This window comes from Rhodopila sp. (assembly GCF_965277825.1).
Lineage (GTDB): Bacteria > Pseudomonadota > Alphaproteobacteria > Acetobacterales > Acetobacteraceae > Rhodopila.
In genome coordinates this window covers 2,169,551-2,195,587 of the sequence record NZ_OZ255846.1, presented here as the reverse complement: position 1 = coordinate 2,195,587, position 26,037 = coordinate 2,169,551, and the positions used below count along the sequence as shown (strand labels likewise).

Genomic DNA, 26,037 nt, shown 5'->3' with positions numbered 1-26,037 from the left:
GCAGCGGCGACCGGTGGTGCGGCGATGCGGGCGGCGGCTGGTGCGGCGGCCGGAGGCGCGGCGATACAGGCGGTGGGTGGTGCGGCTTGGCTGGAGGGTGGCGCGGACCAATGCGGGCGCGGCGCGGCACCGGCGGGTGGCAGCGAACGATCATCGCGTCGGCTGGAACCGGGTGTCGATCATCGCGTCCGGGGCGGCGTCGCCCTTCACCAGGCCTTGCGCCTTGAACCAGCGGATCTGACGAGCGACGTCGGTGACGTCGAGCGCTCCGCCGGCGTCGTAGTAGCCGACGCCCTGCAGGATCTTGCGCCGCGCGTCGGGGTCGCCGGTGAAGACGTAGTGCTCCAGCAGGGCGATCGCGGCGTCGGTCTTGGCGTCCACCACCGGATGGCCGGCGGCGTCGCGCCGCAGGAAGGCGTCACGGTAGTCGGCGACGCCCTGCCGATAGGCGGCGGCGAAGCGTTTCAGCAGATCGGGCTTGGCGGCGATCATCGCCGGGGTGGTGAACACCGCGGTGATTTGATACGGCACCAGATCGCCGGCCCAGCCCAGGATGTGGGCCTGTCCGGACGCCTGCAGCGGCATCGCCATCGAGGCAATGGCGATGGTCGCGTCGACCTGCCCCGACGCCACCGCGGCCACCATGTTTGCGACCTGCTGCACCGGGCGCAGGGTGACCGACTTGATGTCGAAGCCGCGTGCCTCGGCGATGCGCCCCAGCATGTAGTGGAACGACGACCCGTATTGGGTGATCGCGAAACTGTGGCTGGGCAGTTGGTCCACGCTGGTCAGGCCGGCATCGAACGCCTTGTCGGAGGCCAGGATGGCGGAGCCCTGGTAGCCGGCTTGCTCGTGCAGCGCGCCGCCGATGATCTTCAGCGTGCCTTTCTCGGCCAGGTTGAAGAAGCCGCCGGTCAGCGCGGTGACGCCGACGTCGATATCGCCGGCCACCGCCGCCGCGGCGATCGGCTGGGCTGCCTGGAAGTAGCGGAATGTCAGGTCGATGCCGTGGTCGCGGAAGTAGCCTCGGGTCTGGGCGATGTAGAACGGCGCCGGGGACAGCGTATGCAGCAGCCCGAGCCGCAGCGGGTCGGCGGCTCGGGCTGGCGGCGCCCAAATCAGCGCGACCAGCGCGACCAGGAGGACGTTCCGGAGAAGGAATATTCTCGGCATTCTCGCCGACGTCAATCTTGCCAACATGGGGCGGACCTGTCACACGCCGGCAAACCGGATGCAAGCCACTCAGCCCTTCCTGGCCTACCGAGACCGCATCGGTGTCGCATCCGAGATCGGCTTCCTTCGCCGCCAGTATATCGGCTTCAGCCGGCTGCGGCCGGTGTGGACCGGGCGCACCCTGCTGGCGGAGGCGCCCCAGGTCGGCGATCGGTTGCTGAGGCTGGGCGGTGACGGACCGCTTGGGCCGCTGCATCGCCTGCTGTTCCGCCGCTTTGGACGGCTACCGCCCGGGCTGGCGGCGGAGTTCGCGGCGGACCGGGGGGTGGAGTTCGCGGCGGACCGGGCCGAGGTGCTGCACGCGCAGTTCGCCCGGGGCGGCGCGCTGGCCCTGCCGCTGGTTCGCGGGCTGGGTCTGCGCATGGTGGTGACCTTGCACGGCGGTGATGTCAGCAAGCAGAAGAACTGGCACGCGACGATGCTGGCGCGGCGCTGGCCCGAGGTGGTGCGGGCGAGCGATCGGTTCGTCTGCGTATCGGACGCGGTGGCGTCGCTGGCGCGCGGCCGGGGGGTGCCGGGGGAGAAACTGATCGTGCTGCCGATCGGGGTGGAGATCGCCGATCAGCCGCCGATCCGGCGCCCCGTGGCGCATCTGTTTGTCGGCCGTTTCGTGCCCAAGAAGGGGATTGCGGTGCTGGCCGCCGCGGTCCGGCGGCTGCGCGCCCTGGGCGACCAGACGCCGTTGGTCTGCGTCGGCGACGGACCGCTGCGGCCGCTGCTGGCGGATCTGGGCCGCGAGGTGGCCGGCGTCACGCTAACCGGCTGGCTTTCGCCGGACGCGGTGCGGCTGCGGATGAGCGAGGCGATCTCGTTGCTGGTTCCCAGCGTGGTGGCCGCGGACGGCGATGCCGAGGGCCTGCCCAGTGTGATCGCCGAGGCCATGGCGCAGGGTTGTCCGGTGATCGGATCGGATCAGGGCGGCATCGCCGAGGTGGTGGGGCCGGGTTGCGGTCTGCTGGTTCGGGCCGGCGACGCGGCGGGGCTGGCGGATGCCATGCTGCGGATCGGCCAAGACCCCGTGCTGGCCGATCGGCTGGGCGCCGCCGGCTTTGCCGCGGCCACCGATAAGCTGAATGCGCGGCTTCAGTCGGCCAAGCTGGAGCGGCTGCTGTTTTCGCTGTGAGCGGCGGCCGGTGCGGCATCGCGGACGGACGGGCGCGGGGCAGGTCTGGTCCGGTCCAGTGGGGTCAGGTCCAGTGGGATCAAGCCAGCAGAGATCAGCCCTGGCGGCACTTCATGCGCGGGTTTTTCTTGTTGATCACATAGACCCGCCCGCGGCGACGCACCACGCGGCAACTCTTGTCGCGGACCTTGGCGGAACGCAGGCTATTACGAACCCTCATGACACGCGCTATCTGACCTGACTGACTGGGATGGAGCGGCCCGAGACCGGGGCCACCCGAAGCGGCGCTTGTTAGTTGACGGCCGTGGCACTGTCAAGCGGGACTGAACTGTGGAATTCTCGGCCTAAACTGACAGCGATACTGTCCGGATCGTTGCGTGAAATCTAAACCGGCTCAAGCGGCCATTCGCTGAACCAGGAGATCAAACGCCGAACGCACGTGGTGCGGATCTTTCCCAGGCCGCCGCCCGGATTCCTTTCGCCCGGCGTCCTTTCGCCCGGGTCCCTTGCGCCCGGTTTTCTTTCGCCCGGGTGCCTTGTTCCCGGATCCCTTGCGCCCGGATGCCTTGTGCAAGGAACGCAATCAACTCCGCCGGCATTGCCTCATGCGCGGCCCGACCTGCTGATCTGCCCGCGCCGCTCGGCACCATCCCCGGTGGCACCGCCAGCGCGACCATTACGCTGCCGCCCATCCAGTAGTACCGCCACACCACCTCATGCGACGCCAAGTGCGGCGCCGCGCGCTGCAAGGCCGCAACGAACGCGTCCCGCAGCCGAGCGTAATAGCGCTCCAACATATGGTTCACCTCCGGGAGCGCCAGCACCCGGCCCAGCGAATACTGCACCACGATTGCGCGCGCATTGGCATTGGCCTGGTTGGTCAATTGCAGTGCCGGCATGACGAACGCCGTCACCACATCCTCGACCGTCGGTGCGCCGCCGGCGGCTTCGATGCAGGCCGTCAGCCGGGTTAGGCGTTCCTCGTTCAGCGGCACGATGCGGCGTACAAACATCTCCTCGAAAAGCATTTCCTTGGACCCGAAGTAATAGCTCACAGCCGCAACGTTCACACCGGCCGCGGCGGCGATGGACCGCAGCGTGACCGCCGCCGGCCCGGCGTCGGCGAACAGCGCCTCCGCCGTATCCAGGATGCGGGTTCGCGCACGCTGACTCGATGCACCGCCTGATGCTCTGGGACGCTTGATGTTGGCCATACGATCCATGCACGATCCTTGCAGTCGAAGCCGCGCCCGAAGCGCCCCAATGGCGTGGGCATGGCCGACCCCGGCGACAACCATGATTTAATCAACTGATTGACTTTTTGACCAGCCATACCCACCCTGTTTTTTACAAGGGCGCCAAGCCCCGCCAGAGGAGGATAAAGTCATGTCGCAAACGGCAAGCCGGCCGCGCGATATCGCCGAGATGCCGGCGCAGCGTCCAAGCGACCCGGTGACCGAGGCGCAGGCGCGGGGCCGGTTCTTCAACACCGGCAACGCGTTCAACGTGCAGTTGCCGCCGGTTCCGGACCACCTGTTCACAGCGGAGGCGATCGCCGCGCTGGATGACTCAGCGCCGACCGGACTGACCGCTTGTGACCTCTCGTCACAACTCGCCTGTCGGTTTCCCGCCACCACGCCGCTGGTGCTGGCCCGATATGCGCGTATCCGGACTGGGGAAACACTGGCGACCGAATTCGCGGCCAGCGGCATCATCTGCTACGTCATTCGCGGCGCCGGCCGGACCGACGATGGCGACGAACAGGTGGTGTGGAATGCAGGCGATCTGCTCATTCTTCCAGGCGGCAGGCGTTACAGCCACGCGGCCACGGAAGCCGCCGTGCTGTGGATCGTTACCAACGAGCCTCAGCTCGCTTTCGAACATCTGCGACCGCCGGCCGCCAGCGACGCAGCCACCGCGATCGTGCACTTCACCGGTGACGAAATCGCCCGCCAGATCAAGTTCCTGTACGATATCGGCCGCGGTGAGGAAATCGCCGGTTCGGCGCTGATCTTTTCGTCAGCGGAACAGGAAGCCAGCCGCAACATACTGCCGACGCTGACGGTGGCGATGAATTCGCTGCCAGGTGGGGCGTCGCAGCGGCCGCACGTCCATAACGCGGTCGCCGTCAGCCTGATCATCAAGGGTGCGCAGTGCTATTCGACGATGGATGGCCGCCGCAAGGACTGGGCGCAATGGGCGACCAGCATCACGCCGCCGACCGCGGTGCATTCCCACCACAACGGCGGCAACGAGCAGGCCATGTTCCTGATCGTGCAGGACGGCGGGATCTTCTACCACGCGCGTGCCATGGGCTTCGAGTTCGCCGAACATCCCGGCTGACCGACCGACGATCGTTTCATCGGATACCGAAAGAAAGCGGGTGCCATGTCAGCCCTGACCGAAGCAACGACCTCCGACCTGACTGTTCGCAAGCTTCACCCGGCACTGGGAGCAGAAGTGCGCGGCATCGATATGCGCCGACCGCTGGATCCAGCCACCGCATCGGCACTGCAGGCGATCTGGATGGAACATCTCGTGCTCGTGTTTCCCAGCCAGAACGTTACGGACGCAGAGCATGTTGCCTTCACCAGATATTTCGGCGAGCCGGAAATCTTCCATCAGAAGATCATCCGATCCGAACGGGTGCAGGAAATTTTCCGCGTGTCCAACGTGAACGAGGATGGCGTTCTGATGCCGCCCGACCATCCTGTGGCGCAACAGGTGGCGCTGGCGCAGTTTTGGCACACCGACAGCAGCTATAAGGACATTCCGTGTACCGGCGCGTTGCTGCACGGCGTCGAGGTGAGCCGCACCGGCGGTGAGACTCAGTTCACCAACATGTATCTGGTCTACGACGCCCTGTCGCCAGCCCTGAAGCGTCTGGTCGACGGTCGCAAGGCTCGGCACAATTTCGGTCACATGCACTCACAGGCCGCGCTGAAGCCACTGACCGAGGAGGAAAAGGCCGCAATGCCGCCGGTTTGGCAGCCGATTGTGCGTCAACATCCGGTCACCGGACGCAAGGCGCTCTACATTAGCCCGATCTACAACGACGAGGTGGAAGGCATGTCAGCCGACGACGCCAAGCGGCTGATCGTTGAATTGACACAGATCGCAGCCGACCCACGCTTCGTCTATACACACCGTTGGGAAACCGATGATGTATTGATGTGGGACAACCGATGCTCGATGCATCAGGTGACGCCGTTCGATCCGCGCGAGCGCCGCGTCATGCACCGCACCACAATCGTCGGACAGGATCGGGTGATGGCAGGTTGACCCGACAATCCTTGCGCCAGCAACCCACAAGCGGCTGAGATGCGCGCCCCGTACAGCCGAACCCTGGCCGACTTGCTGTTCGAACAGGCCGAGCGCCATGGCGATGCGCCTGCCCTGATCTGCGGCGATCGCGCGACGTCGTACGCGGACCTCGCCGATCACAGCGGGCGGATAGCCGCGGGTCTGCGACGCTTGGGCGTGCGGCGCGGCGACCGGGTCGGCGTGTTGATCAATAACCGAGCGGAATGGTTGGAGGCGTTCTTTGGAGCGTCGATCCTGGGTGCGGTCGTGGTCGCGTTCAGCACCTGGTCGAAGCGCGACGAGCTTGCCTGGCTGTTGCGCGATGCGGAACTCCGCACCCTGATCACGCTGGACCGCTTTGGCGATCAGCATTTCGCCGCCGATCTTCAGGCGCTGTTGCCGGACCCCGACTGTCCGGGTTTGCGCGATGTCGTTGTGCTGGGGGAAAGCGCAGGCGAGCCGTTCAAATCCTACGCCGACCTGGCCGGCACCGAACCGATCGGTCCTCTGCCGCCTGGCGAAGGACCCAGCGCCGCGGACGACGCGATTGCGATCTATACCTCGGGTTCCAGCAGCCGGCCGAAATCCGTGCCGCTGGCGCATTACGGCATCATCGAGAACGGCTTCAACATCGGCGAGCGCCAGGGATATCGACCGGGCGAACGCGTGCTGCTGGCACCCCCGCTGTTCTGGTCGTTCGGCTGCGCCAACGCAATGTCGGCGGTGCTGACCCATGGTGGCACGCTGGTGCTGCAACCCCGCTTCGATGCCGGCGAGGCGATCGCGCTGATCGAGCGGCACCGCTGTAGCGCACTTTACACGCTGCCCTCGATCACCGCGGCGATCATTGCGCATCCGGAGTTTCAGCCCAAGCGCGTCGCCAGCCTGCGCACCGGTCTGACCATCGGGTCGCCACAGGATGTGATGACGGCGGCAACCATTCTTGGCGCAGCGGAGATCTGCAATGTTTATGGGCAAACCGAAAGTTATGGAAATTGCTGCGTCACGCCGCATGACTGGCCGTTGCAACATCGTTCCGAATGCCAGGGGCCACCGCTGCCCGGCGTGCGGATTCGGATCATCCACCCCGAAACCGGCGCGATGCTGCCGCCGAATGAGGTCGGCTTGATCGAGGTGAGCGGCTACATCCTACGTGGCTACCTGGGAAGCAGCGCCGGTCAAGACGAAACCGTGCTGACCGCGGATGGATTCTTCCGCACCGGCGACAGTGGTCTGCTGAACGAGGAAGAACATCTGGTGTTCGCCGGCCGGGTGTCGGAAATGATCAAGAAAGGCGGGATCAACATCGCTCCGGCGGAAATCGAGGACGTGCTGATGCGCCATCCGGCGGTCGCCCAGGTCGGTGTCGTCGGCGTTGCCGACCGCCAGCAAGGCGAGCTGCTCGCCGCATTCGTCGTGGCAAAGCCCGGCGTGGCGCTGACGCCTGATGAACTCGCGACACACTGCCGCACCGTTTCCTCACGCTACAAAGTGCCTGACTTCATCGAGATCCGTGACACGCTTCCGGTGACCGCCACCGGCAAGCTGATGCGGCGTGACCTGAAGCAGATGGCCTCGGTGCTGAGCCGGGAGGCGCAGGCGTGATCCGCGACGCGAAGACGTTCCGATGAGCAAGGAGGCATGGGGACGCTGGGGCGCCGAGGATGAACGCGGCGCGCTGAACCATATCGGGCCCGCACAGGTCCGCCGAGCCAGTGCGTTGGTGCGGAGCGGGCAGACGGTCAGCCTGGCGCAGCCGCTTTCGCCGCGCACGCCGGTGCCGAAACACCGCGCCGGCATGCAGCACTTCATGGGCCGCGATGGCGGCGACTACGCGGCGGGGGCACGACGCCCAGGCGGCTTCCAGTTCGCCGAGGACACCGTCGTCCTGCCGTTGCACATCGGCACGCATATCGACGCGCTGTGCCATGCCTGGTGCGAGGACTGCCTCTACAATGGCTTCCGCGGCCAGGGAACCCGCAGCACCAGCGGTGCGTTGCGTTGCGGTATAGACAAGATGCCACCGATCGTGACGCGCGGTGTGTTGCTCGATCTGGTGCAATTGATCGGCGCCCCGCTTGGCTCGATCGGTCGGTCCGATCTGGTGCGGGCGGCCGAGGCCGCCCAGGTCGCGATCGAACCGGGTGATGCGGTGTTGATCCGCACCGGCTGGCAGGAAGCCCAAGTCGGATCGGCGGACGTCTGCTTCGACCAGGAGCCGGGCATCGATGTGGAGGCAGCGTCATGGCTGGCGGACGCCGGGGCCGCACTGGTGGGCGCCGATAACTTCGCGATCGAGGCGATTCCGTTTCCTGCCGGAACGGTTTTTCCGGTGCATCAGCGGCTGATCCGCGACTTCGGCATGCCGTTGCTGGAAGGCCTCGTGCTACAGGCCTTGGCACAGCACCGGCGGTCGCAGTTTCTTTTCGTTGCCGCACCGTTGCCGGTGGTGGGCGGGACCGGAAGCCCGTTGGCGCCGGTCGCAATTCTATGACCTGGTGATGTCGGCACCTATCAAAGCGTGGGAGCAACGCAATGCCATACAAAGTCCAGCCTGGCGTGATCGGCTGCGCGATCCGGCCAGCCATCGTCGGGCGGGACCGTTCGCTTGAGGAAGTGATCTACGATACCACACGACAGGCGCTGACCGATGCCGGGATAACCATGGATGATGTCGACGGCATCATCGTCGCGTGCAACGATCAGCTCGACGGGCGGGCAATCTCGGTGATGATGGCGTCGGCCGCCGTCGGTGGTGTCGATCGTGATGTTCTGTCGACCCCATCTGGCTCTGAACACGCGTTCATCATGGGCGCGCTGCGGGTTGCCTCCGGCCAGTTCCGCACGCAATTGGTTGTCGCCTGGAGCCCGACCGAGGCCTCTTCCATGCCCGAAGCCGAACGTCTCGCCGCCGATCCGTACTTCCACCGGCGGCTGCCTCTGGACGAGTTGTCGGCGCACGCATTACAGGCGACCGCGCTGCAGCACGCGGTGCCGGGCGTGGACGACGTGGCCGCGGCGGTGCTGGCGAAAAACCGGCGTCACGGCGACCTCGCCTATCCGGATCGGTCCGGTCGCGCAACAGCAGGGCCGGCGCGATGGCCGTTGATCGCCGGCAGCACGACGCGCCCGGTCACCGGATGCGTTGCGCTTGTGCTGGCGACCGCCGATTTCATCGCCCAGCGCAACATCGCGGCGGTGGCGTGGCTCCACGGCATGGGCTGGGCGACCGAACCTAGCTTCCTGGGGGATCGCGACCTTGGTTCGGCGCCGGCGCTGCAGGCCGCGGCGGAACAGGCCTATACCGAGGCCGGCATTACCGATCCGCTAACGCAACTTGATGTGGTCGAGATCACCGATGCGACACCCTATGCCGAACTGCTGGCCTACGAGGCTTTGGGTTTGAGCAGCCGGCTGGATTGGGCCGATCAAGTCGGTAAAGGAACGTTCTCACAAGGCGGACGGCTGCCAGTCAATCTGTCCGGTGGCGTGCAGACGTTCAACCCGGTGTTCTGCACCGGCCTGATCCGACTGGCCGAGATCGCCAATCAGGTGCGAGGCCATGCCGGTGCGCATCAGCAGCAAAACGCCCGTCTTGGCCTGGCCCAAGCCGCCAGCGGCTTCGCGATGCAATACCAGGCGGCTATCGTGTTCGGCCGTGACCGGGACAATCGTGGGCGGGGAGCACGGACATGAGCAACGATCGGGTCGGCATCATCGGCATCGGACAATCCGCGTTCACCGCGCGCCGCGATGATGCCAGCTATCCGGACCTGGTGCGTGAAGCCGTCGTCATGGCGATGAACGACGCCCAGGCGACATTCGATGACGTCCAGGCCGTGGTTTACTCACTGTCGCCGGACGCGATGGTCGGCATCGGCAATGCCGAGCGCTGCGGGGTGGATGCGGTGGGGGCGCGCAACAAGCGGTTTCTGCGCATCAATACAGGAGGCTCGACCGGAATTTCCAGCGTCGCCGCGGCGTATTACCATGTCGCGTCGGGCGCGTGCGATGTCGTACTGACCGCCGGTGCGGACAAGGTCGGCGAGTGCGGCGATTCCCAGACCGTGCTGAACAAGATCTGGGACCCGACCTACGAGCGGCAACTGCCGTTGGGAACCATCAACATGCTGGGGATGTCGGCGGTGCGCTACATGGAAGCCTACGGCATGACTGAGCAGGACATGGCCCTGGTGACGGTGAAGAACCGCAGGCAAGCGGCGCTGAATCCCAAGGCTCATCTGCGCAAGGTCGTAACGATCGATGATGTGCTGGCGTCGCGCTACATTGCCTGGCCGGTCAAGCTGCTGGACTGTTGTCCGCAATCCAGTGGCGGGGGCGCCATGGTTCTTGCATCGGAACGGTTCATCAAGCAGCGCAAGCTCGACGCGGTGTGGATCACTGGCCTGGCGCACTGCTCTGAAACCTACTGGCTGGGTGACCGGATGGGCAACAATCCGACCGCGGACCACGCCGACGCGTTCGCACTCGGGCACTCGTTCCAGCGCGCGTACAAAATGGCGGGGATCACTGATCCGGGTCGTCAGGTGCAGGTGGCGGAGCTGTACGCGCCGTTCAGCAACACGGAATATCATGCGATCGATGCCGCGGGGTTGTGCAAGCCCGGGGAATCCGTCGCGATGCTGCGCGAGGGACAGTTCGAGCTGGGCGGTCGATTGCCGGTCAACCCGTCGGGCGGAACGCTGTGCACCAATGCGATCGCCGTGACCGCAATGATCCGCGTGACGGAGGTTGCGCTGCAGGTCTGGGGGCGCGCCGGTGGCCACCAAGTCCCCGGTGCCAAGGTGGGGATCGCCAGCGGCAACGGCGGCGATCACCAATTCTTCGGCACGATGGTTGTAGAAGCATAGGAACGCGACAATGGAACTGATGACCCGCCAGGAAACCTGGAACATCACCTACAACCATGCGCTGGGTGAAACCGCGAGCTGGTTTTACTGCCAGCTTCGCGACCACGCCAAAATCCATGGTCGCCGCTGCGCCGCAACGGGACGCGTGCTGGTGCCGCCGCGTTCGTTTTCCGACCAGACCCTGGAACCAACCACCGAGTGGGTTGAGGTCGGGCCCGGCGGACGCATCGAGACGTTCACCATCGTCTACGAGCAGTTTCAGAATTTGCCCGATCCGCCCTATGCTTTTGGCTATGTGCTGCTGGATGGCGCGGATACCGCGTTGGGCGGCTTCTTCAAGGGCATCGACCTGACCGACCCGGCCAAGGCCGCCGCCAGATTGAAGATCGGCACCCGCGTCATGACCCGGTTCGCGGAAAAGCGGATCGGCGATGTACTCGATTTCTGCTACGAACTCGCCTGAACGGAGATTCCGGATGCAAGACGAAATCATGACCGCCGAACGTCCCACCGGCGCCCGGATCAGCCAGGCCGAATGGGACGTGCGGGTGAAGCTGGCGGCGGCCTACCGGCTGGTCGACTATCATGGCTGGACCGAACAGATCTACGGCCACCTGACGGCTCGCGTCCCGGGTCCGGAAAACCACTTCCTGATCAACCCATGGGGCCTGAACTATGACGAAGTCACGGCATCGAACCTGGTCAAGATCGATGTCGAAGGTCATGTCGTCGCCGGCGGCGAGCATGGGGTCAACTTCGCCGGCTTCATCATCCATTCCGCGATCCACATGACCCGCTCGGATGAAAATCATGTCGTGATGCACACCCATACCCGGGCCGGCATGGCGATCGCGGCGCTGCAGGAAGGTCTGCTTCCGATCTCCATGTTCGCGACCGTGTTCCACAACAGGTTGGCCTATCACGCCTATGAAGGCGCCTCACTCTACCCCGACGAGCGCGAGCGCATCGTGCAATCGCTCGGGCCGCACAAGGCAATGATCCTGCGCAATCATGGCCTGATGGTGGTCGGCAAAACCGTTCCGGAGTGCTTCCTGCGACTCTACCGGCTGGAACGCGCCTGCCAGGTGCAACTGGATGCAGCCGCCGCCGGCACTCTCGCTCCGGTCCCAGCGGACATCGCCGACCGTTCCGCTGCCGATCTGGACAGCTACCAGGCCATGCAGCCCCGCGCCGAAGGCGAGATCGAGTTTGCAGCACTGATGCGCAAGCTCGATCGGATCGACGACGGCTATCGGCACTGAAGGTCATTACCATGTCGGACGCGATGGAAGAAACCAGAACCGCCACGGCGCCGCAGCCAATGAATTACGACGTGGTCGTGGTCGGCGGTGGCCTCGGCGGCCTCTACGCGCTGCATCGGCTGCGTGCGCTTGGGCTCACCGTGCGGGTGTTCGAAGCCGGATCAGGTGTCGGCGGAACCTGGTTCTGGAACCGCTATCCCGGCGCCCGTTGCGACGTCGAGAGCATGGAATATTCCTATTCGTTCTCCGATGACCTGCAACAGGATTGGGTCTGGCCAGAACGTTACGGTACCCAACCAGAGATCCTGCGCTACATCAACCACGTCGCCGACCGCTTCGATCTTCGACGCGATATCCAGCTCAATTCCCGCGTGACCTCGGCACTGTTCGACCCGGATGTCGGGCGCTGGACGCTCAAGACCGAAGGGGGCGACGTGGTCAGCGCACGGTTCTGCGTGATGGCGAGCGGCAATCTGTCGACCCCGCGCGTGCCTGACTTCAAGGGCCTCGCCAGCTTCCGCGGGCAATGGTACCACAGCGGTCTGTGGCCGCATCAGGGTGTGGATTTCTCCGGCCAGCGCGTCGCGGTCATCGGTACCGGGTCGTCCGGCGTGCAGATGATCCCGCTGATCGCCGCGCAAGCCGACCATCTGACCGTGTTCCAGCGCACCGCGAACTTCAGCCTGCCGGCGCGCAACGGACCACTCGATTCCGAAAAGGAACGTTGTCACAAGGAACAATACCCGGCGCGCCGGCGTGCCGCGCTGGACACGCCGTTCGGTATCGCCGGTCACCCGGCACCGACCCAATCGGCGTTGCAGGCGACCGAGGACGAACGCCAGCGTGCCTACGACGCAAAATGGGCCGAAGGCGGCAGCATCAGCTTCCTTTATGCCTACACTGACCTGCTGTTGGACAAGGCGTCGAACGACACCGCCTCGGAGTACGTCCGGCAGAAAATCCGCGGCATCGTCCGTAGTCCAGCGGTGGCGGAAATCCTGGCGCCGAAGGACCATCCGATCGGCACCAAGCGGCTCTGCCTCGACACCAACTATTACGAAACTTACAACCGCAACAACGTCTCGCTGGTGGACGTCAAGAACGACCCGATCGTCGAGATCACCCCGAGCGGCCTGCGCACCGCGAGCACCGAGCACGGCCCATTCGATGCGATCGTGTTTGCTACGGGGTTCGACGCGATGACCGGCGCGTTGCGCGAGATCGACGTACGGGTCCAGGGCGGCGCTGCCCTGGCTGACGAATGGCAGGCCGGCCCGCGCACCTATCTCGGGCTTATGGTGGCCGGATTTCCCAACATGTTCGTGGTGACCGGGCCGGGCAGCCCATCGGTGAAGACACAGATGATCCTGGCGATCGAGCAGCACACCGACTGGATCGCCGATTGCCTGGCGCATCTGCGCGCGCACGGCTTCAGCCGGATCGAGGCCGCTGCGCCGGCACAGGACGCATGGGTCCAGCACGTCAACCAGGTTGCCGATAGCACGCTGTATCCGCTTGCCAACTCCTGGTATGTCGGCGCGAACATTCCCGGCAAGCCCCGGGTGTTCATGCCCTATGTCGGCGGCTTCGCCGGCTACAAGCAGAAATGCGATGCAGTGGCCGGCAACGGCTACGAAGGTTTCATGCTGACACCGTAGCGACCTAACCGGAGGAAACCATGCAAAAAGGCGAACGGCTGCAGGGCAAAGTTGCGATCGTGACCGGCGCCGCCTCCGGCATCGGTGCCGAGACCGCTCGGGTTTTCGCGGATCAGGGTGCCTCTGTCGTACTGTGCGATGTGCAGGACGAGCTGGGGCAACTGGTTGCGAAGGAAATCACTGGCGCTGGAGGCACGGCACAGTACCGGCAACTGGATGTCTGCTCCGAATCCGAGTGGACGGCACTGGCTGAAACCGTCGAAGGCAAATACGGCAAGGTCAGTGTATTGGCGAATATCGCTGGCATTTCCGGGCGACCCACGGGCATGACGGTGCAGGTCGGCAACATCGCCGGAACCGCGCTGGTGGACCAGACCCTGGAAGGCTGGAACAAGATCATGGAAGTCAATGCGACCGGCGTGTTCCTCGGCACCCGCAGCGTGATCGCCGCGATGCAGCGAGCCGGCGGCGGATCGGTGATCAACATTTCCTCGATCTGCGGCATCGTCGGCTCATTTGCCAATGCGGCCTATCACGCGTCGAAGGGTGCAGTGCGCATCTTTTCCAAGTCGGTCGCGATTCAGTATGCGAAGGATCAGATCCGGGTGAATTCCATCCACCCTGGCTTCGTCGACACACCCATGGCACGACCCGGCCTACTGGGCAACGAAAGCGGCCAGGCGCGGATGGCCGCCACGCCGCTTGGCCGGTTCGGCAAGCCGATCGATATCGCGATGGGCTGCCTCTATCTGGCGTCGGACGAAGCGTCCTGGGTCACCGGCAGCGAACTCGTGATCGACGGCGGCATGACGGCGAACTGATCGACCTACAGCGGGTCCCAGTTGAACAGGGTTTCCGAGGTGTCCATGGGCATGAAACCCTGCTCGAACGCCGGGATCGCGACCGCAGCGATGGTTTCGGGAGTCCAGCCCTCGGCCTGATGCACGATGCGGATCGGACGCGGGGAACTGAACAGGATAAGCTCGTGCATCCGGGTGCCGAACACCTGCCCGGTCACCCCGCTGGCGGCGTCCGAACACAGGAACACCGCCAAGGCGGCGTTCTTGTCCGGCGTCATGCGCTGCAGCTTTTCGACCGCAGCCTGCTGTTCGGGGGTCGTCGTCGGGATCGAACTCGTCATCCGGCTCCAGGCCCACGGCGACAGGCAGTTGGATCGCACGTTGTATCGTTGCATGTCCATTGCGATCGACTTCGACAGCGCGGTGATCCCAAGCTTGGCCGCGGCGTAGTTGGCCTGCCCGACATTGCCGATCAGGCCGGACGTCGAGGTGATGTGCACGAATGCCCCGCTCTCCTGCTTGCGGTATTGTTCGGCGGCGGCGCGGGAGACGAAGAACGACCCGTTCAAATGCACCGAGATCACCGACAGCCAGTCGTCTTCGCTCATTTTGTGGAAGATGCCGTCGCGCAGGATGCCGGCGTTGTTGACCACTGCATCGATGCGTCCGTAATGATCCAGCGCGGCCTGCACGATCTTGCGCGCCGATCCCCAGGCCGCGACCGACTCGGTGCAGATCTCGGCGGCGCCGCCTTGCTGCTCGATCAGCGCCTTGGTCTGCTGCGCCGGAGACGTGGAGCCGCCTTCACCGGACAACGACGCGCCGATATCGGCGACGATGACCTTCGCCCCGGCGGCGGCCATCATGACGGCAATTGCCCGCCCGACCCCGCCGCCCGCGCCGGTGACGACAGCGACCTTTCCCTGCATCATGCCTGCCACAACATCGCCTCCGGTGCCATCTGTTTGCGCGGTCGTTCGTCCAGCCGCAGAATGGCTTGAGGGCAAGGAAACGTCGAGTCATGCACGGGCTCAATCAGGATTTGCCGCTGCTGCTCTCCACGGTCCTGGAACACGGCGCCACGACGTTCGGCGCGGTGCCGGTGATCGGCCGTTACGACAACGATTGTATCGACTGCGACTATGCACAGTTGGCGGCGCGGGCACGGCGGCTGGCAACTGCGTTGCAGCGTCTCGGGTATGGGCCTGACCGGTTCTTGGGCTCGCTGGCGTGGAACACCCACCGGCATCTGGAGCTGCTATACGCCGCGACCGGTATCGGCGCCGTGCTGCACACCGCCAATCCACGACTGCCACCGGCGCAGATCGCCTATACGATCAATTTCACCGGTTACCAGACCCTGTTCATCGACGCCGATACGCTGGCGCTGGCTGAGCAGTTGGCGCCGCAACTGCCGAACGTGCGGCGCTACGTGATGATGGCACCGGCGGGCGCCCTGCCGGACAGCACGCTGCCGGCGTTGCTATCCCATGAAGACCTGCTGGCGGACGGCGACCCCAGCTTTAGCTGGCCGTTGCTGGACGAACGGACAGCGTGCCTGCTGTGCTTCACCTCGGGCACCACCGGGCCGCCGAAGGGGGCGCTCTATACCCATCGCGGCACGGTGTTGAACGCGTTATCCGCTGGCGGCGGCAATGCCTGGGCACTCAGCGCCGATGATGCGATCATCGCCATCCCCGGTTTCTTCCACTGCAACGGCTGGGCGGTGCCATTCTTCGGCCCGATGTATGGCGCCAGGCTGGTGCTCCCCGGCCGGCGCGCCGACAGCGCCTTCCTGTGCCGCCTGATCGTCGACCACGGCGTCACCGTCGCTCCTGGCGTGCCGACCATTTTCCTCGATCTGCTGCGACACTGCCGGGAAACCAAGGCCGGGCTGGGACGGCTGAACCGGCTGTTCTCCGGCGGCACGGCACCCCCGTTGGCGATGATGGAGGCCTATTTGCGCGATCATGGCGTGCGCACCATCCACGGTTGGGGCATGACCGAAACGACCAGCGCCGCCACCATGTCCTTTGCGCCACGCGACCTGCCGCCGGATCAGGCGTTGGCGGCGATGCGCACGCAAGGCAAGCCGGTGTTCGGCGCCGAAATCCGCATCGCCGACGACGACGGCAACGTGCTGGCGCGCGACGGCGCCACCCCCGGCCATCTGCAGGCGCGCGGCCATTGGACCGTCGCCAGCTATTTCCACCGCCCGGAGATCGAGGCGATCACCCAGGACGGTTGGCTGCGCACCGGCGATGTCGCCAAGATCGATGCCGACAACACGCTGCACATCGTCGACCGCGACAAGGACCTCATCAAGTCCGGTGGCGAGTGGATCAGCAGCCAGGCGCTGGAAGAAGCGGCGTCCGCCCACCCAGCGGTGCGCGAGGCAGCGGTCATTGCGATGCCACATTGGCGCTGGCAGGAACGACCGTTGCTGGTCGTCGTCGCAACGGCGCCGGTGACCGAACAGGAGTTGCGCAATCACCTGGCCGATCTGGTGCCGAAAATGTGGCTCCCGGATGCGGTGGCGTTCGTTGACGAACTGCCGCATGGTCCGACCGGAAAACTTGCCAAGCAGGAACTGCGGCAGTGGCTAACCGACGGTCGGTTGGGGGTCGCCGCTACTGCAAGCGCGATTGCGCCATAGGACTCGCTGGAACAGCGACCCACGCCACCTATAACCGACCCGTACTGTGAGGACCCGATGGCACGAACGGCAACCGAGTTGATGTGGGTCGATGCGCTCGCGGTCGTGGCACGCGCGGACCGGCTGCACCGGGATTTCTTCCACCCCGCATCGGCGGGCTGGGAACCCCCGGTCGACCTGCTGGAGACCGCCGGTGAACTGACCTTGATCGTCGCACTGCCTGGTGTTCGCGCCGCCGACGTCGATCTGGTGATCGGCGGCGGCGAAATCGCCGTGACCGGCATTCGCCGCCTGCCCGCCGTGCACGGGCCGGCCCGCATCCATCGCATGGAACTGCCGCACGGCCGCTTCGAGCGTCGTCTGGCGTTGCCGCCCGGGGCCTACGAACTGGTCCGCCGCGATCTGCTCGATGGCTGCCTGACGATCGTCCTGCGGAGGCTGACCTGATGGGCACCACACTTCCCGACCAGGCACCGGACAACACGTTGATCCTCATTCCTAGCGCCACCGTCCTGTTCCCCGGCGTGCTGATGCCGCTGGCACCGGCTCACCCGCAGACCATCGCCGCGCTGCAGGCGGCGGCGCGGGACGGCGCATCCGTCGCGGTCGTGCTGCAGCGCGATCCGGCGGCGGAAAACCCCGACCTCGCCGACCTGCACCCGATCGGCACCGAAGCGCGCCTGCTGCGCTACGTGACCGCGCGCGACGGCACGCATCACGCCATCGTCCAAGGCATCGGCCGGATCCGCCTGCTGAGCCGCGCCGACGGCCCGTCCTACCCCACTGTCACCATCGCGCGCGTCGCCGAATCGACCGCCGACGGCACCGAGATCGCGGCCCGCGTCCACCAGCTTCGCGAACGCGCGCTGGAGACCCTCAGCCTGATCGAGCAGGCGCCGGCCGAACTGGTCGCCGCCGTGCAGAACCTGGAGCAGCCGGGGATGCTGGCCGACCTGGTGACCAGCCTGCTGGATCTCACACCGGCCGAGAAACAGGCGATCCTGGAGACTGTGGACCTGCGCGAGCGGCTCGACAGCGTGCTGTGGCGCCTCGCCTACCGGCTCGAGGTGCTGCGCCTGTCCTCCGACATCGGCAACCGCACCCGACAGTCCATGGAAGGCCGCCAGCGCGAGTTCATGCTGCGCGAACAGCTCAAGCAGATCCAGAAGGAATTGGGGGAAGACGAAGGCGCCTCGCCGGAACTGGCCGATCTGAAGCGCGCGCTGGACCAGGCCGGCCTGCCCGAGGAGGTCGACCGCCAAGCCCGCCGTGAACTGCGGCGGCTGGAGCGGATGCCCGACGGCGGCCCTGAATCCGGCATGGTCCGCAGCTATCTGGAATGGCTATCTGAACTGCCGTGGAAGCTGGGCGAGGAAAAGCCGATCGATATCGCCGAGGCGCGTCAGGTGCTCGACCAGGACCATTACGCGCTAGAAAAGATCAAGCGCCGCATCCTGGAATTCCTCGCGGTGCGCAAGCTCAACCCGGAAGGACGCGGCCCGATCCTGTGCTTCGTCGGACCCCCCGGCGTCGGCAAGACCTCGCTCGGGCAATCCATCGCCCGCGCCACCGGCCGTCCGTTCGTGCGCGTCAGCCTGGGCGGCGTACACGACGAAAGCGAGATCCGCGGTCACCGGCGCACCTACATCGGCTCGCTGCCCGGCAACATCATCCAGGCGATCCGCCGAGCCGGGTCGCGCGCCTGCGTCATGATGCTGGACGAGATCGACAAGCTGGGCGCCGGCGGCTTCCAGGGCGATCCGTCCTCGGCCCTGCTGGAGGTGCTGGACCCGGAGCAAAACAACAGCTTCCGCGACGCCTATCTCGGCGTGCCGTTCGATCTCAGCCGCGTGCTGTTCATCGCCACCGCCAACCAGATGGACACCATCCCGGCACCGTTGCGTGACCGTATGGAAGTCGTCTCCCTGTCCGGCTACACCGAGGAAGAAAAGCTCGCCATCGCTCGGCGCTATTTGGTGCCGAGGCAACTCCGGCAAAACGGGCTGTCGCAACAGCAGGTCGAAATTACCGACGCCGCGCTGTCGGCGATCATCAGCGGCTACACGCGTGAAGCGGGCGTGCGCAACCTGGAACGCGAGATCGGCGCGGTGCTGCGCAACGTCGCCGCCCGCTTCGCCGAGGGCCATGCCGAACCGGTGCGCATCGTCCCCGACGACCTGGCAGCGATCCTCGGCGCCGGCCGGTTCGAGCCCGAGGTCGCGGACCGCGCCGCCATGCCGGGGATCGCCACGGGCCTGGCCTGGACGCCGGTCGGCGGCGACATCCTGTTCATCGAAAGCACCCGCATGCCCGGCAGCGGCAAGCTCATCCTCACCGGCCAGTTGGGCGAGGTGATGAAGGAAAGCGCGCAGGCGGCACTCAGCCTGCTGAAGTCGCGCGCCGCCGATCTCGGGATCGACCCGCCGCTGTTCGAGCGCAGCGACATCCACGTCCACGTCCCGGCCGGGGCGATCCCGAAGGACGGCCCCTCGGCCGGGGTGGCGATGTTCGTCTCGCTCGCCTCGTTGATGCGGGGCCGCGCGGTGGACCCGGCGATCGCGATGACCGGGGAAATCAGCCTGCGCGGCGTCGTGCTGCCGGTCGGCGGCATCCGCGAGAAAGTCGTGGCCGCCGCCCGCGCCGGCATCACCACGGTAATGCTGCCGGCCCGCAATCGACGGGATTGGGACGACATCCCGCCCAGCGCGCGCGACAAGCTGCGTTTCGTATGGCTGGAAACCGTTGGTGACGCGCTGGCCGCGACGCTGGCATCGGACGATCCAGCCGCCGGCGGACCGATCCGGCGCGCCGATGCCCCGGTCGGCGAAAGCGTCTCCGCAACCGCCCGATGACCGCGGGTCGGTTGCCGTCAGGGCAGGTTGTTGAACCACAAAAAGATCGGCACAGTGCGCCCGACAGCAAGACCGGGACGCCGAGGAGACCGGGCATGACGTCCTTCAAGCCCCATCAGCAGGAAGACGAGGGCTACCTCGCCGCGGCCAACGGCCAGCCGGTTTCCGCCAATCCTTACCCAGCCGGCACAATCCGGCACGCTGAATGGCGGTCCGGCTGGCATCACAAACAAGCCGAGATCCAGGGTCAGGACAACGAAGGCTATAACGCGGCGCCGCAACAAGGCCTGGACGATAACCCCTATCCGCGCGGCACCATTCGCTATGCAGAATGGCGCCGCGGATGGCTGGCCCGGCATGATGCCACGCGCCGTCGCGCCAGGATGCCTGACGACCATAGCTGAATCCGCTTCAGCTACGCCTCGCCGGCCGTTCGGCGGCCCGAGCGTGCGACCCACCATGCTCCGGCCACTCCCATTGACCCCGGTCGGCTGAGTCCACGTCAACGCCCTGCGCCCGCAACATGTCCCGATGGTCCTCGGCATTGTCGGTCGGCCGATAGCCCAGCATCGCCCAGTTCGGGTCTTCGGTCCGCAGCCTTGTATTGTTGGAGTAGCCGTTGACCACCAGGCAGCCCGGATCAGGATGTCGCAGCGAAACATCGACAAGCTGGGCAACATCCGCCGGGCTGAGCCAAGTCGCCAGGGAGCGCTGGTCGATTGGCTGGGTGCGGAAAGTGCCGATACGCAGCGATACTGATTGGATGCCATGGCGGTCATAATAATTCCGTAACATGGTCTCACCGAGAACCTTGAACACGCCATACAAACTGTCGGGCCGCGCCGGCCATTCGGGTGATACCGGCTCGGTGATCGGATAGCAGCCGAACGCGTGATTGCTGCTGGCGAAAATGATGCGCTCCACGCCTGCCAGCCGCGCCGACTCGAATACGTCGAACAGGCCGCGCGCGTTCACCCGGAACAGCGCCTCAAGGTCATAATTGCCGAGCACTCCGGCCAGATGAACGACGGCGCGGACACCGCGCATCATTCTTTCGATTGCGAGACGATCGCCGATATCGGTGATGCTCGCTTCCTCGTTTTCGCTCAGCTTCTCGATCGGGCGGATATCGGTCAGCCGCAAATGCCGCCAGTTCGCTCGGAGTCCTTGCCGCAGCGCCGACCCGATGGCACCCGCGGCGCCGGTGATCAGCACTGTGTCCGTGGCTGGATCGATCATCGTGCGTCTCCGCCATGCGAGGCCAGTTGCGACACACCCGCCAGCATCCGCCGCACCAGCACCAGTTTATCCGCGGACCGCCCAAAGAAGTGGTAACCGGACCCGCCCTGCGCCAGCACATCGAGGAATGCATCCGGCGAAGTCACCCGGATCCCGCCCAGCACATCCACGCCGCGATCCAGCAGCGCGTCCGGCAGCAGACTGACGGTCGGGCCGACGACCACGACGCGGGTCGAAGGCCGACACAACCCAAGCAGATCCTGCAAGCTGTGGTTCAGCAGCGTGGTGCCGGTGATCAGCACCACATCAGCCTCAGGCAACACTGATCCGGCCGCAGCAGCGGGCCGGAAATAGGGCATTTCATCAGCCTTCAGCGTCAGGGGATTGATTTCCAGCACGCTGAAAACCTGCCCCGCGCGCTTTAAGGACTTCAGGAACGGAACGAACGCGCCGACCACGACGACCTTCTCGCCGGGTCGGATACAGGCGGCATTATAGGCATCGACACCAACCTGCAACTCCATGCCGGGTGCCGGCCTTCGCTGCCAGCACATATCGGCCAAGGCATTCATCGTGGCGATCCCGACGGCGCGACGAATAGGGCTCGCGGCGGCCGTCTCGTCGAGTAGATCACTGGCCCACCGACCATGCAGCTTGCCAGCGAACGGCATCGCCATCGCGGAACTCGGACAGCACACCGCCTCGGGAATCGAGCCTATCGGCGTCGCGCACGCTCCGGCGCTGCCGGTGTCGAGTTTTACGCCGGTGAAGAACAGTCCAATAACGGCACGCTCGACGGTGATGCCGTTCAGATCGGCACCAAGAACCTGACGGATAGTTTCCACGGTGCAGTTTAGGATTGCGTCACCCGACACGGCAGTTCCCCTGAGTTCGATGTCAGACTTCGAGAACAACTCGAAACCGCGCGCTGCCGCTCATCATCCGGTCGTAGGCAGCCTGGGCCTGCTGCAGTGGGAAGATCTCGTTCATCGAGTTGATGCCATGGCGTTGACTGAACAGCAGCGTGTCTTCCGAATCTCGCGAAGTACCTGAATACCAGCCGCGCACGGCAGCCCTTTTTCCAAGCAGGTCCAGCGAATTGATAGTCAGGTCGCCGACGGCACCGATGACCATCATTGTTCCATTGACGCCAAGGCCGCCCGCAATCCCCTGCATGGCATCCGCGTTGGTAACGGTGGCAAGAATGGCTTTGGCGCCCCCCATGTCCTGCAACGCCTGCGCCGGATCGCCCGAAGCGCTATCAATATAGTCGTGCGCACCCAGGGAACGCGCCAGCGTCTCTTTGTCCCTGCCGCGGTTCACCGCCACCGTCCGAAACCCTTGCCGAGCAGCGAATTGGATGCCCAGGTGGCCAAGGCCACCGATCCCATGGACGGCCACCAAGTCACCCGGCTTCGCGCCGGCGTTGCGCAGTGCATTGAAAGTTGTGATGCCAGCGCACAGCAACGGCGCCGATTGCACGGCGTCGAGCGCGTCCGGCACGTGCGCCAGCGCCGAAGTGAGCGCCAACATATGGGTCGCGTAGCCGCCGTCGCGGGTGACGCCTGTGACACTTTGAATATTTTCGCAGGCAAAAGCCGCATCGCGTCGGCAGTGCCCGCAGAACCCGCACGACCCCCCAAACCAGCCCACCCCAACCCGCGCGCCGACGCTCCAGCCATCCACGTCGGGGCCAAGCGCATCAATAATGCCGATGATCTCGTGGCCAGGAATGCGCGGATAGACCAGCCCGGGCATCTGGCCCTGAACGGTGATGGAATCACTGTGGCAGACGCCGCATGCTTGTACCCGGATGCGGACCTCTTGGCGACTTGGCTCTGGAAGATCACGTTCTTCCATGTTGAGACGTCCGCCCGGCTGCGGAACGACCATCGCGCGCATTTTTGACATGGTCAGCCTCGTCTTGATCATGAAGTGCTTGGCATAGTCAAAGCATAATGCTGGATCGCTGCAAATATGCCATCCGGCGCTGCGTCACCCGGATCCGGTTCCCGGCCGCCCCTGGACTCCCCCGCTTGCGCTGCGCTATGCATGAATGGATATAGCGTTGGGAGGATAATCATGGATATTTCTACCTCGATCGGCCGCCTGAGCCAGCCCGCGCGTGATTTCATCGCACGCCGCCACAAGCTGCTGATCGACGGACAATGGGTCGATGCCAAATCCGGCAAGACGTTCGCCGTGTTCGATCCGTCCAACGGCCAGCAGATCGCGCAAGTCGCCGAAGGCGGCGCCGAGGATGTTGACGCGGCCGTGGTCGCCGCCAGGCGGGCATTCGAATCCGGGCCCTGGCCCAAGATGAGCCCGGTCGAGCGAGGCAAGCTGGTCTGGCGCCTGGGTGACGTACTCGAAGCCCACGCCGACCAGTTGGCCGAACTGGAGGCGCTCGACAACGGCAAACCGGTCACCGACGCCCGCGCGGTCGATATCCCGTTCGGCTGCGAACTGTTGCGCTACATGGGCGGCTGGTCGACGAAAATCACCGGCCAGAGCATTCCGATCTCGGCTCCCGGCGATTGGCACGCCTATTCGATCCGCGAACCCGTCGGCGTCGTCGGCCAGATCGTGCCGTGGAATTTCCCGCTGCTGATGGCGGTATGGAAGATAGCTCCTGCCCTCGCCGCCGGTTGCACCATCGTGCTGAAGCCGGCGGAGCAGACACCGCTGACCGCGATCCGCCTGGGTGAGCTGATCCAGCACGCCGGTTTCCCGCCGGGCGTGGTCAACATCATCACCGGCGACGGGTCGGCCGGCGCGGCAATCGCCGCGCATCCGGATGTGACAAGGTGGCGTTCACCGGCAGCACCGAGGTCGGCAGGCTGATCGTGCAAGCCGCCGCCGGAAACTTGAAGAAGGTGTCCCTGGAACTCGGCGGCAAGTCGCCGGCGATCGTGTTTCCTGACGCCGATCTCAGCGTCGCCATCCCGGGCACCGCGTCGGGCATTTTCTTCAACATGGGGCAATGCTGCACCGCCGGCTCGCGGCTATTCGTGCATGAGCGCATCTTCGACAAAATGATGGCTGGCCTCACCGAAGAAGCCGCCAAACTGAAGATTGGCCCCGGCCTCGACCCGGAAACCCGCATCGGCCCGCTGGTCTCCGATGAACAGTTCCAGCGCGTGACCGGCTACCTGGAAAGCGGACGCCAGCAAGGTGCCGAAGTCGTGACCGGCGGCAAGCGGCACGGCAATGAAGGTTACTTCGTCGAACCGACCGTGCTCGCCAAGACTAATCCGACGATGAAGGTCGTCCAGGAAGAAATCTTTGGACCCGTGGTTTGCGCGATGCCGTACAACGATGACGACCTGGAACGGATCGCCAAGCAGGCAAACGCCACCGAGTATGGTCTCGCGGCCTCGATCTGGACCCGCGACATCGGCATCGCGCACAAGCTGGCGAAGAAGCTCAAAGCCGGCTCGGTCTGGATCAACGTGCACAACTTCAACGACGTCGCATTGCCGTTTGGCGGGTTCAAGCAATCCGGTTGGGGCCGCGAGATGGGCTATGAGGCGATTGAACTGTACACCGAAACCAAGGGGGTGGCGGCGCTGCTTTAGTCCGACTACGCTTGGCGCGAGCGCCGCGAAATCGGCGCCAGACAACCAGGAGACGACAATGAACGTCCGATCAGCCGCGTCGCGCCAGGCCCGCATCGCTCCAGCCGCCAACTTCACCGGCGCGGTGTTCCAGGACCCGCTGGCCAGCGCCGAAGGCCCATCAAAGACCAACGCGACCACCGTGACCTTCGTGCCGGCCGCCCGCACGGTTTGGCACAAGCACGACATGCGCCAGGTCCTTGTCGTCACCACCGGCCTCGGGCTGCTCCAGGTCCGCGGCGAACCGGCGCAGGCGTTGCGGCCCGGCGACGTCGCCACCGTTCCGCCTGGCATCGATCACTGGCATGGCGCGTCCGCGAACTCGTTGTTCGCGCACATCTCGTTGCTGGAAAGCACCCCGCCAGGAACCGTCTGGGGCGAGCCCGTCAGCGAAGACGATTACCGCCAGGCCAATAGCGCTATCGGACCCTCATAGGCCGACCACCCCTGGCGTTCGGCGATCGCTCGACATACCCTGTTCCGCTGACCTGAAGGAGACGGCCATGCTGTTCGGTGGCGCAATGTTTTTCACCGACTATTCGATGTCAGCCATGGAACTGGCGCGCGCCCTGGAAGAACGGGGCTTCGAATCGGTCTGGGCGCCGGAACACTCCCACATCCCGCTGTCACGCAAGACCTCGTTCCCGGGCGGCGGTGATCTGCCCAAACAATACTACGATGCCATGGACCCGTTCGTCGTGCTGGCGGCGGCGAGCCAGGTGACAACGAAGATCAAGCTCGGCACCGGCGTCCTGCTGGTGCAGCAGCGCGACCCGATCCAGACCGCCAAGCTGGTGGCCTCGATCGACCAGACCAGCCAGGGACGGTTCCTGTTCGGGGTCGGCGGCGGCTGGAACCAGGATGAAATGGAAAACCACGGCACGGCGTTCTCCACGCGCTTCAAGCGCATGCGTGAAAGCATCGAGGCCATGAAGGAAATCTGGACCAAGGACCACGCCGAATATCACAGCGAGATGGTCAATTTCGATCCGATCATCGCCCGGCCCAAACCGGTGACCAAGCCCTACCCACCGATCCATGTCGGCGGCGCATTTCCCCAAGGTGCCCGCCGAGCGATTCGTTACGGTGATGGGTGGATTCCGACGGCACGCGGCGATCTCAGCGTCGAACTGCCGAAGTTCCGCCAGATGGCGCAGGAAGCCGGCCGCGATCCCAACTCGCTGCAGGTCAGCTCGTTCGGCCTCGGCGATGACGCCGATGCGGTCAAACGCCTCGCCGATCTCGGGGTCGCGCGTGTCGTGCCAATGTTCCCGCCGGCGAAGGCCGACAAGGTCCTGCCGCTGATCGACCGCTGGACCAAGATCATGCAGCAGGTCAACCGATAGCATCCGGCCGCCCGCGGGATAGGCGCTCGCCGGAACCTTCGATCGCCCGAACAGTTGAGTGCATCAGTCCGCTCAAG

General features: G+C 65.3%; 24 protein-coding genes and 1 pseudogene. 18 read left to right on the top strand and 7 right to left on the bottom strand.

Features of this window, described 5'->3' with window-relative positions:
- Positions 1–150 precede the first annotated feature (150 nt).
- Positions 151–1,173 (bottom strand): ABC transporter substrate-binding protein, encoded by a 1,023-nt coding sequence (locus ACQY4T_RS10970; RefSeq protein WP_428541498.1) that lies wholly within the window; start codon positions 1,171–1,173, stop codon positions 151–153.
- Between the two features lie 58 nt (positions 1,174–1,231).
- On the opposite strand from ACQY4T_RS10970, the gene ACQY4T_RS10965 reads away from it, so the two are divergent.
- Positions 1,232–2,356: a glycosyltransferase gene (locus ACQY4T_RS10965; RefSeq protein ID WP_428541495.1), complete on the top strand. Its 1,125-nt coding sequence runs from the start codon at positions 1,232–1,234 to the stop codon at positions 2,354–2,356.
- A 94-nt stretch (positions 2,357–2,450) separates the two neighbouring features.
- On the opposite strand, the gene ykgO is transcribed toward ACQY4T_RS10965, so the two are convergent.
- Together ykgO and ACQY4T_RS10955 are read right to left on the bottom strand one after the other, a co-directional pair.
- The gene (ykgO, locus tag ACQY4T_RS10960) at positions 2,451–2,576 is read right to left on the bottom strand and encodes a type B 50S ribosomal protein L36 (protein WP_428541492.1); all 126 of its coding nucleotides are present in this window, start codon (positions 2,574–2,576) and stop codon (positions 2,451–2,453) included.
- Between the two features lie 202 nt (positions 2,577–2,778).
- The gene (locus ACQY4T_RS10955) at positions 2,779–3,579 is read right to left on the bottom strand and encodes a TetR/AcrR family transcriptional regulator (RefSeq protein WP_428541489.1); all 801 of its coding nucleotides are present in this window, start codon (positions 3,577–3,579) and stop codon (positions 2,779–2,781) included.
- A gap of 163 nt (positions 3,580–3,742) precedes the next feature.
- On the opposite strand from ACQY4T_RS10955, the gene ACQY4T_RS10950 reads away from it, so the two are divergent.
- From ACQY4T_RS10950 to ACQY4T_RS10905, 10 genes are read left to right on the top strand one after another with little or no spacing between them, the layout of a single operon-like run.
- Positions 3,743–4,699 (top strand): hypothetical protein, encoded by a 957-nt coding sequence (locus tag ACQY4T_RS10950; protein WP_428541487.1) that lies wholly within the window; start codon positions 3,743–3,745, stop codon positions 4,697–4,699.
- 45 nt (positions 4,700–4,744) lie between these two features.
- Positions 4,745–5,638, top strand: a complete 894-nt coding sequence (locus ACQY4T_RS10945; protein ID WP_428541484.1) for a TauD/TfdA dioxygenase family protein — start codon at positions 4,745–4,747, stop codon at positions 5,636–5,638.
- A gap of 39 nt (positions 5,639–5,677) precedes the next feature.
- Positions 5,678–7,264 (top strand): class I adenylate-forming enzyme family protein, encoded by a 1,587-nt coding sequence (locus tag ACQY4T_RS10940; protein WP_428541481.1) that lies wholly within the window; start codon positions 5,678–5,680, stop codon positions 7,262–7,264.
- A 22-nt stretch (positions 7,265–7,286) separates the two neighbouring features.
- Positions 7,287–8,153, top strand: a complete 867-nt coding sequence (locus ACQY4T_RS10935; protein WP_428541478.1) for a cyclase family protein — start codon at positions 7,287–7,289, stop codon at positions 8,151–8,153.
- A gap of 41 nt (positions 8,154–8,194) precedes the next feature.
- A complete protein-coding gene (locus tag ACQY4T_RS10930) occupies positions 8,195–9,355 on the top strand; it encodes a thiolase C-terminal domain-containing protein (protein ID WP_428541475.1) in 1,161 nt (386 codons plus the stop codon).
- Positions 9,352–10,530, top strand: coding sequence for a thiolase family protein (locus ACQY4T_RS10925; protein ID WP_428541472.1), 1,179 nt, complete (start codon positions 9,352–9,354; stop codon positions 10,528–10,530). Before ACQY4T_RS10930 ends, ACQY4T_RS10925 begins: the two co-directional genes overlap by 4 nt.
- A gap of 10 nt (positions 10,531–10,540) precedes the next feature.
- Positions 10,541–10,993 (top strand): Zn-ribbon domain-containing OB-fold protein, encoded by a 453-nt coding sequence (locus tag ACQY4T_RS10920; protein WP_428541469.1) that lies wholly within the window; start codon positions 10,541–10,543, stop codon positions 10,991–10,993.
- Between the two features lie 13 nt (positions 10,994–11,006).
- Positions 11,007–11,792, top strand: a complete 786-nt coding sequence (locus ACQY4T_RS10915) for a class II aldolase/adducin family protein (protein ID WP_428541466.1) — start codon at positions 11,007–11,009, stop codon at positions 11,790–11,792.
- A gap of 11 nt (positions 11,793–11,803) precedes the next feature.
- On the top strand, positions 11,804–13,450 hold the full coding sequence (locus ACQY4T_RS10910) for a flavin-containing monooxygenase (RefSeq protein ID WP_428541463.1): 1,647 nt from the start codon (positions 11,804–11,806) through the stop codon (positions 13,448–13,450).
- Between the two features lie 20 nt (positions 13,451–13,470).
- Positions 13,471–14,271 (top strand): glucose 1-dehydrogenase, encoded by an 801-nt coding sequence (locus ACQY4T_RS10905; protein ID WP_428541460.1) that lies wholly within the window; start codon positions 13,471–13,473, stop codon positions 14,269–14,271.
- A 5-nt stretch (positions 14,272–14,276) separates the two neighbouring features.
- Here the strand turns inward: ACQY4T_RS10905 and ACQY4T_RS10900 are convergent, their stop codons facing one another.
- A complete protein-coding gene (locus ACQY4T_RS10900) occupies positions 14,277–15,182 on the bottom strand; it encodes an SDR family oxidoreductase (protein WP_428541457.1) in 906 nt (301 codons plus the stop codon).
- Positions 15,183–15,271: 89 nt separating this feature from the next.
- Between ACQY4T_RS10900 and ACQY4T_RS10895 the strand changes: the two genes are divergently transcribed.
- From ACQY4T_RS10895 to ACQY4T_RS10880, 4 genes are read left to right on the top strand one after another with little or no spacing between them, the layout of a single operon-like run.
- The gene (locus ACQY4T_RS10895) at positions 15,272–16,906 is read left to right on the top strand and encodes an AMP-binding protein (protein ID WP_428541454.1); all 1,635 of its coding nucleotides are present in this window, start codon (positions 15,272–15,274) and stop codon (positions 16,904–16,906) included.
- A gap of 57 nt (positions 16,907–16,963) precedes the next feature.
- Complete coding sequence (locus tag ACQY4T_RS10890) at positions 16,964–17,353, top strand: Hsp20/alpha crystallin family protein (protein WP_428541451.1); 390 nt, start codon at positions 16,964–16,966, stop codon at positions 17,351–17,353.
- Complete coding sequence (gene lon / locus ACQY4T_RS10885; protein WP_428541448.1) at positions 17,353–19,758, top strand: endopeptidase La; 2,406 nt, start codon at positions 17,353–17,355, stop codon at positions 19,756–19,758. The genes ACQY4T_RS10890 and lon overlap by 1 nt, the downstream gene beginning before the upstream one ends.
- The gene (locus ACQY4T_RS10880; protein WP_428541445.1) at positions 19,755–20,162 is read left to right on the top strand and encodes a ribosome modulation factor; all 408 of its coding nucleotides are present in this window, start codon (positions 19,755–19,757) and stop codon (positions 20,160–20,162) included. The genes lon and ACQY4T_RS10880 overlap by 4 nt, the downstream gene beginning before the upstream one ends.
- 7 nt (positions 20,163–20,169) lie before the next feature.
- On the opposite strand, the gene ACQY4T_RS10875 is transcribed toward ACQY4T_RS10880, so the two are convergent.
- Genes ACQY4T_RS10875 through ACQY4T_RS10865 form a run of 3 tightly spaced genes read right to left on the bottom strand, consistent with a single transcriptional unit; the run spans position 20,170 to position 22,908 of the window.
- Positions 20,170–20,997 carry an NAD-dependent epimerase/dehydratase family protein gene (locus ACQY4T_RS10875; RefSeq protein ID WP_428541442.1) on the bottom strand — a complete coding sequence of 276 codons (828 nt, stop codon included), beginning with the start codon at positions 20,995–20,997 and terminating at the stop codon, positions 20,170–20,172.
- A complete protein-coding gene (locus ACQY4T_RS10870; protein WP_428541439.1) occupies positions 20,994–21,872 on the bottom strand; it encodes a Rossmann-like domain-containing protein in 879 nt (292 codons plus the stop codon). Before ACQY4T_RS10870 ends, ACQY4T_RS10875 begins: the two co-directional genes overlap by 4 nt.
- A gap of 22 nt (positions 21,873–21,894) precedes the next feature.
- On the bottom strand, positions 21,895–22,908 hold the full coding sequence (locus ACQY4T_RS10865; RefSeq protein WP_428541436.1) for an alcohol dehydrogenase: 1,014 nt from the start codon (positions 22,906–22,908) through the stop codon (positions 21,895–21,897).
- A gap of 66 nt (positions 22,909–22,974) precedes the next feature.
- On the opposite strand from ACQY4T_RS10865, the pseudogene ACQY4T_RS10860 reads away from it, so the two are divergent.
- The 3 genes and pseudogenes from ACQY4T_RS10860 (at position 22,975) to ACQY4T_RS10850 (ending at position 25,960) form a co-directional block, all read left to right on the top strand.
- A pseudogene (locus ACQY4T_RS10860) lies at positions 22,975–24,575 on the top strand (aldehyde dehydrogenase family protein).
- Between the two features lie 58 nt (positions 24,576–24,633).
- Positions 24,634–25,050 (top strand): cupin domain-containing protein, encoded by a 417-nt coding sequence (locus ACQY4T_RS10855; protein ID WP_428541433.1) that lies wholly within the window; start codon positions 24,634–24,636, stop codon positions 25,048–25,050.
- A gap of 67 nt (positions 25,051–25,117) precedes the next feature.
- On the top strand, positions 25,118–25,960 hold the full coding sequence (locus tag ACQY4T_RS10850; protein WP_428541430.1) for an LLM class F420-dependent oxidoreductase: 843 nt from the start codon (positions 25,118–25,120) through the stop codon (positions 25,958–25,960).
- Positions 25,961–26,037: the final 77 nt, after the last annotated feature.

Excerpts from the sequence above, each read along its gene's own strand:
- ACQY4T_RS10970 (WP_428541498.1), bottom strand. The coding sequence starts at position 1,173 with ATGCCGAGAATATTCCTTCTCCGGAACGTCCTCCTGGTCGCGCTGGTC.
- ACQY4T_RS10965 (WP_428541495.1), top strand. The coding sequence starts at position 1,232 with ATGCAAGCCACTCAGCCCTTCCTGGCCTACCGAGACCGCATCGGTGTC.
- ykgO (WP_428541492.1), bottom strand. The coding sequence starts at position 2,576 with ATGAGGGTTCGTAATAGCCTGCGTTCCGCCAAGGTCCGCGACAAGAGT.
- ACQY4T_RS10955 (WP_428541489.1), bottom strand. The coding sequence starts at position 3,579 with ATGGATCGTATGGCCAACATCAAGCGTCCCAGAGCATCAGGCGGTGCA.
- ACQY4T_RS10950 (WP_428541487.1), top strand. The coding sequence starts at position 3,743 with ATGTCGCAAACGGCAAGCCGGCCGCGCGATATCGCCGAGATGCCGGCG.
- ACQY4T_RS10945 (WP_428541484.1), top strand. The coding sequence starts at position 4,745 with ATGTCAGCCCTGACCGAAGCAACGACCTCCGACCTGACTGTTCGCAAG.
- ACQY4T_RS10940 (WP_428541481.1), top strand. The coding sequence starts at position 5,678 with ATGCGCGCCCCGTACAGCCGAACCCTGGCCGACTTGCTGTTCGAACAG.
- ACQY4T_RS10935 (WP_428541478.1), top strand. The coding sequence starts at position 7,287 with ATGAGCAAGGAGGCATGGGGACGCTGGGGCGCCGAGGATGAACGCGGC.
- ACQY4T_RS10930 (WP_428541475.1), top strand. The coding sequence starts at position 8,195 with ATGCCATACAAAGTCCAGCCTGGCGTGATCGGCTGCGCGATCCGGCCA.
- ACQY4T_RS10925 (WP_428541472.1), top strand. The coding sequence starts at position 9,352 with ATGAGCAACGATCGGGTCGGCATCATCGGCATCGGACAATCCGCGTTC.
- ACQY4T_RS10920 (WP_428541469.1), top strand. The coding sequence starts at position 10,541 with ATGGAACTGATGACCCGCCAGGAAACCTGGAACATCACCTACAACCAT.
- ACQY4T_RS10915 (WP_428541466.1), top strand. The coding sequence starts at position 11,007 with ATGCAAGACGAAATCATGACCGCCGAACGTCCCACCGGCGCCCGGATC.
- ACQY4T_RS10910 (WP_428541463.1), top strand. The coding sequence starts at position 11,804 with ATGTCGGACGCGATGGAAGAAACCAGAACCGCCACGGCGCCGCAGCCA.
- ACQY4T_RS10905 (WP_428541460.1), top strand. The coding sequence starts at position 13,471 with ATGCAAAAAGGCGAACGGCTGCAGGGCAAAGTTGCGATCGTGACCGGC.
- ACQY4T_RS10900 (WP_428541457.1), bottom strand. The coding sequence starts at position 15,182 with ATGATGCAGGGAAAGGTCGCTGTCGTCACCGGCGCGGGCGGCGGGGTC.
- ACQY4T_RS10895 (WP_428541454.1), top strand. The coding sequence starts at position 15,272 with ATGCACGGGCTCAATCAGGATTTGCCGCTGCTGCTCTCCACGGTCCTG.
- ACQY4T_RS10890 (WP_428541451.1), top strand. The coding sequence starts at position 16,964 with ATGGCACGAACGGCAACCGAGTTGATGTGGGTCGATGCGCTCGCGGTC.
- lon (WP_428541448.1), top strand. The coding sequence starts at position 17,353 with ATGGGCACCACACTTCCCGACCAGGCACCGGACAACACGTTGATCCTC.
- ACQY4T_RS10880 (WP_428541445.1), top strand. The coding sequence starts at position 19,755 with ATGACCGCGGGTCGGTTGCCGTCAGGGCAGGTTGTTGAACCACAAAAA.
- ACQY4T_RS10875 (WP_428541442.1), bottom strand. The coding sequence starts at position 20,997 with ATGATCGATCCAGCCACGGACACAGTGCTGATCACCGGCGCCGCGGGT.
- ACQY4T_RS10865 (WP_428541436.1), bottom strand. The coding sequence starts at position 22,908 with ATGTCAAAAATGCGCGCGATGGTCGTTCCGCAGCCGGGCGGACGTCTC.
- ACQY4T_RS10855 (WP_428541433.1), top strand. The coding sequence starts at position 24,634 with ATGAACGTCCGATCAGCCGCGTCGCGCCAGGCCCGCATCGCTCCAGCC.
- ACQY4T_RS10850 (WP_428541430.1), top strand. The coding sequence starts at position 25,118 with ATGCTGTTCGGTGGCGCAATGTTTTTCACCGACTATTCGATGTCAGCC.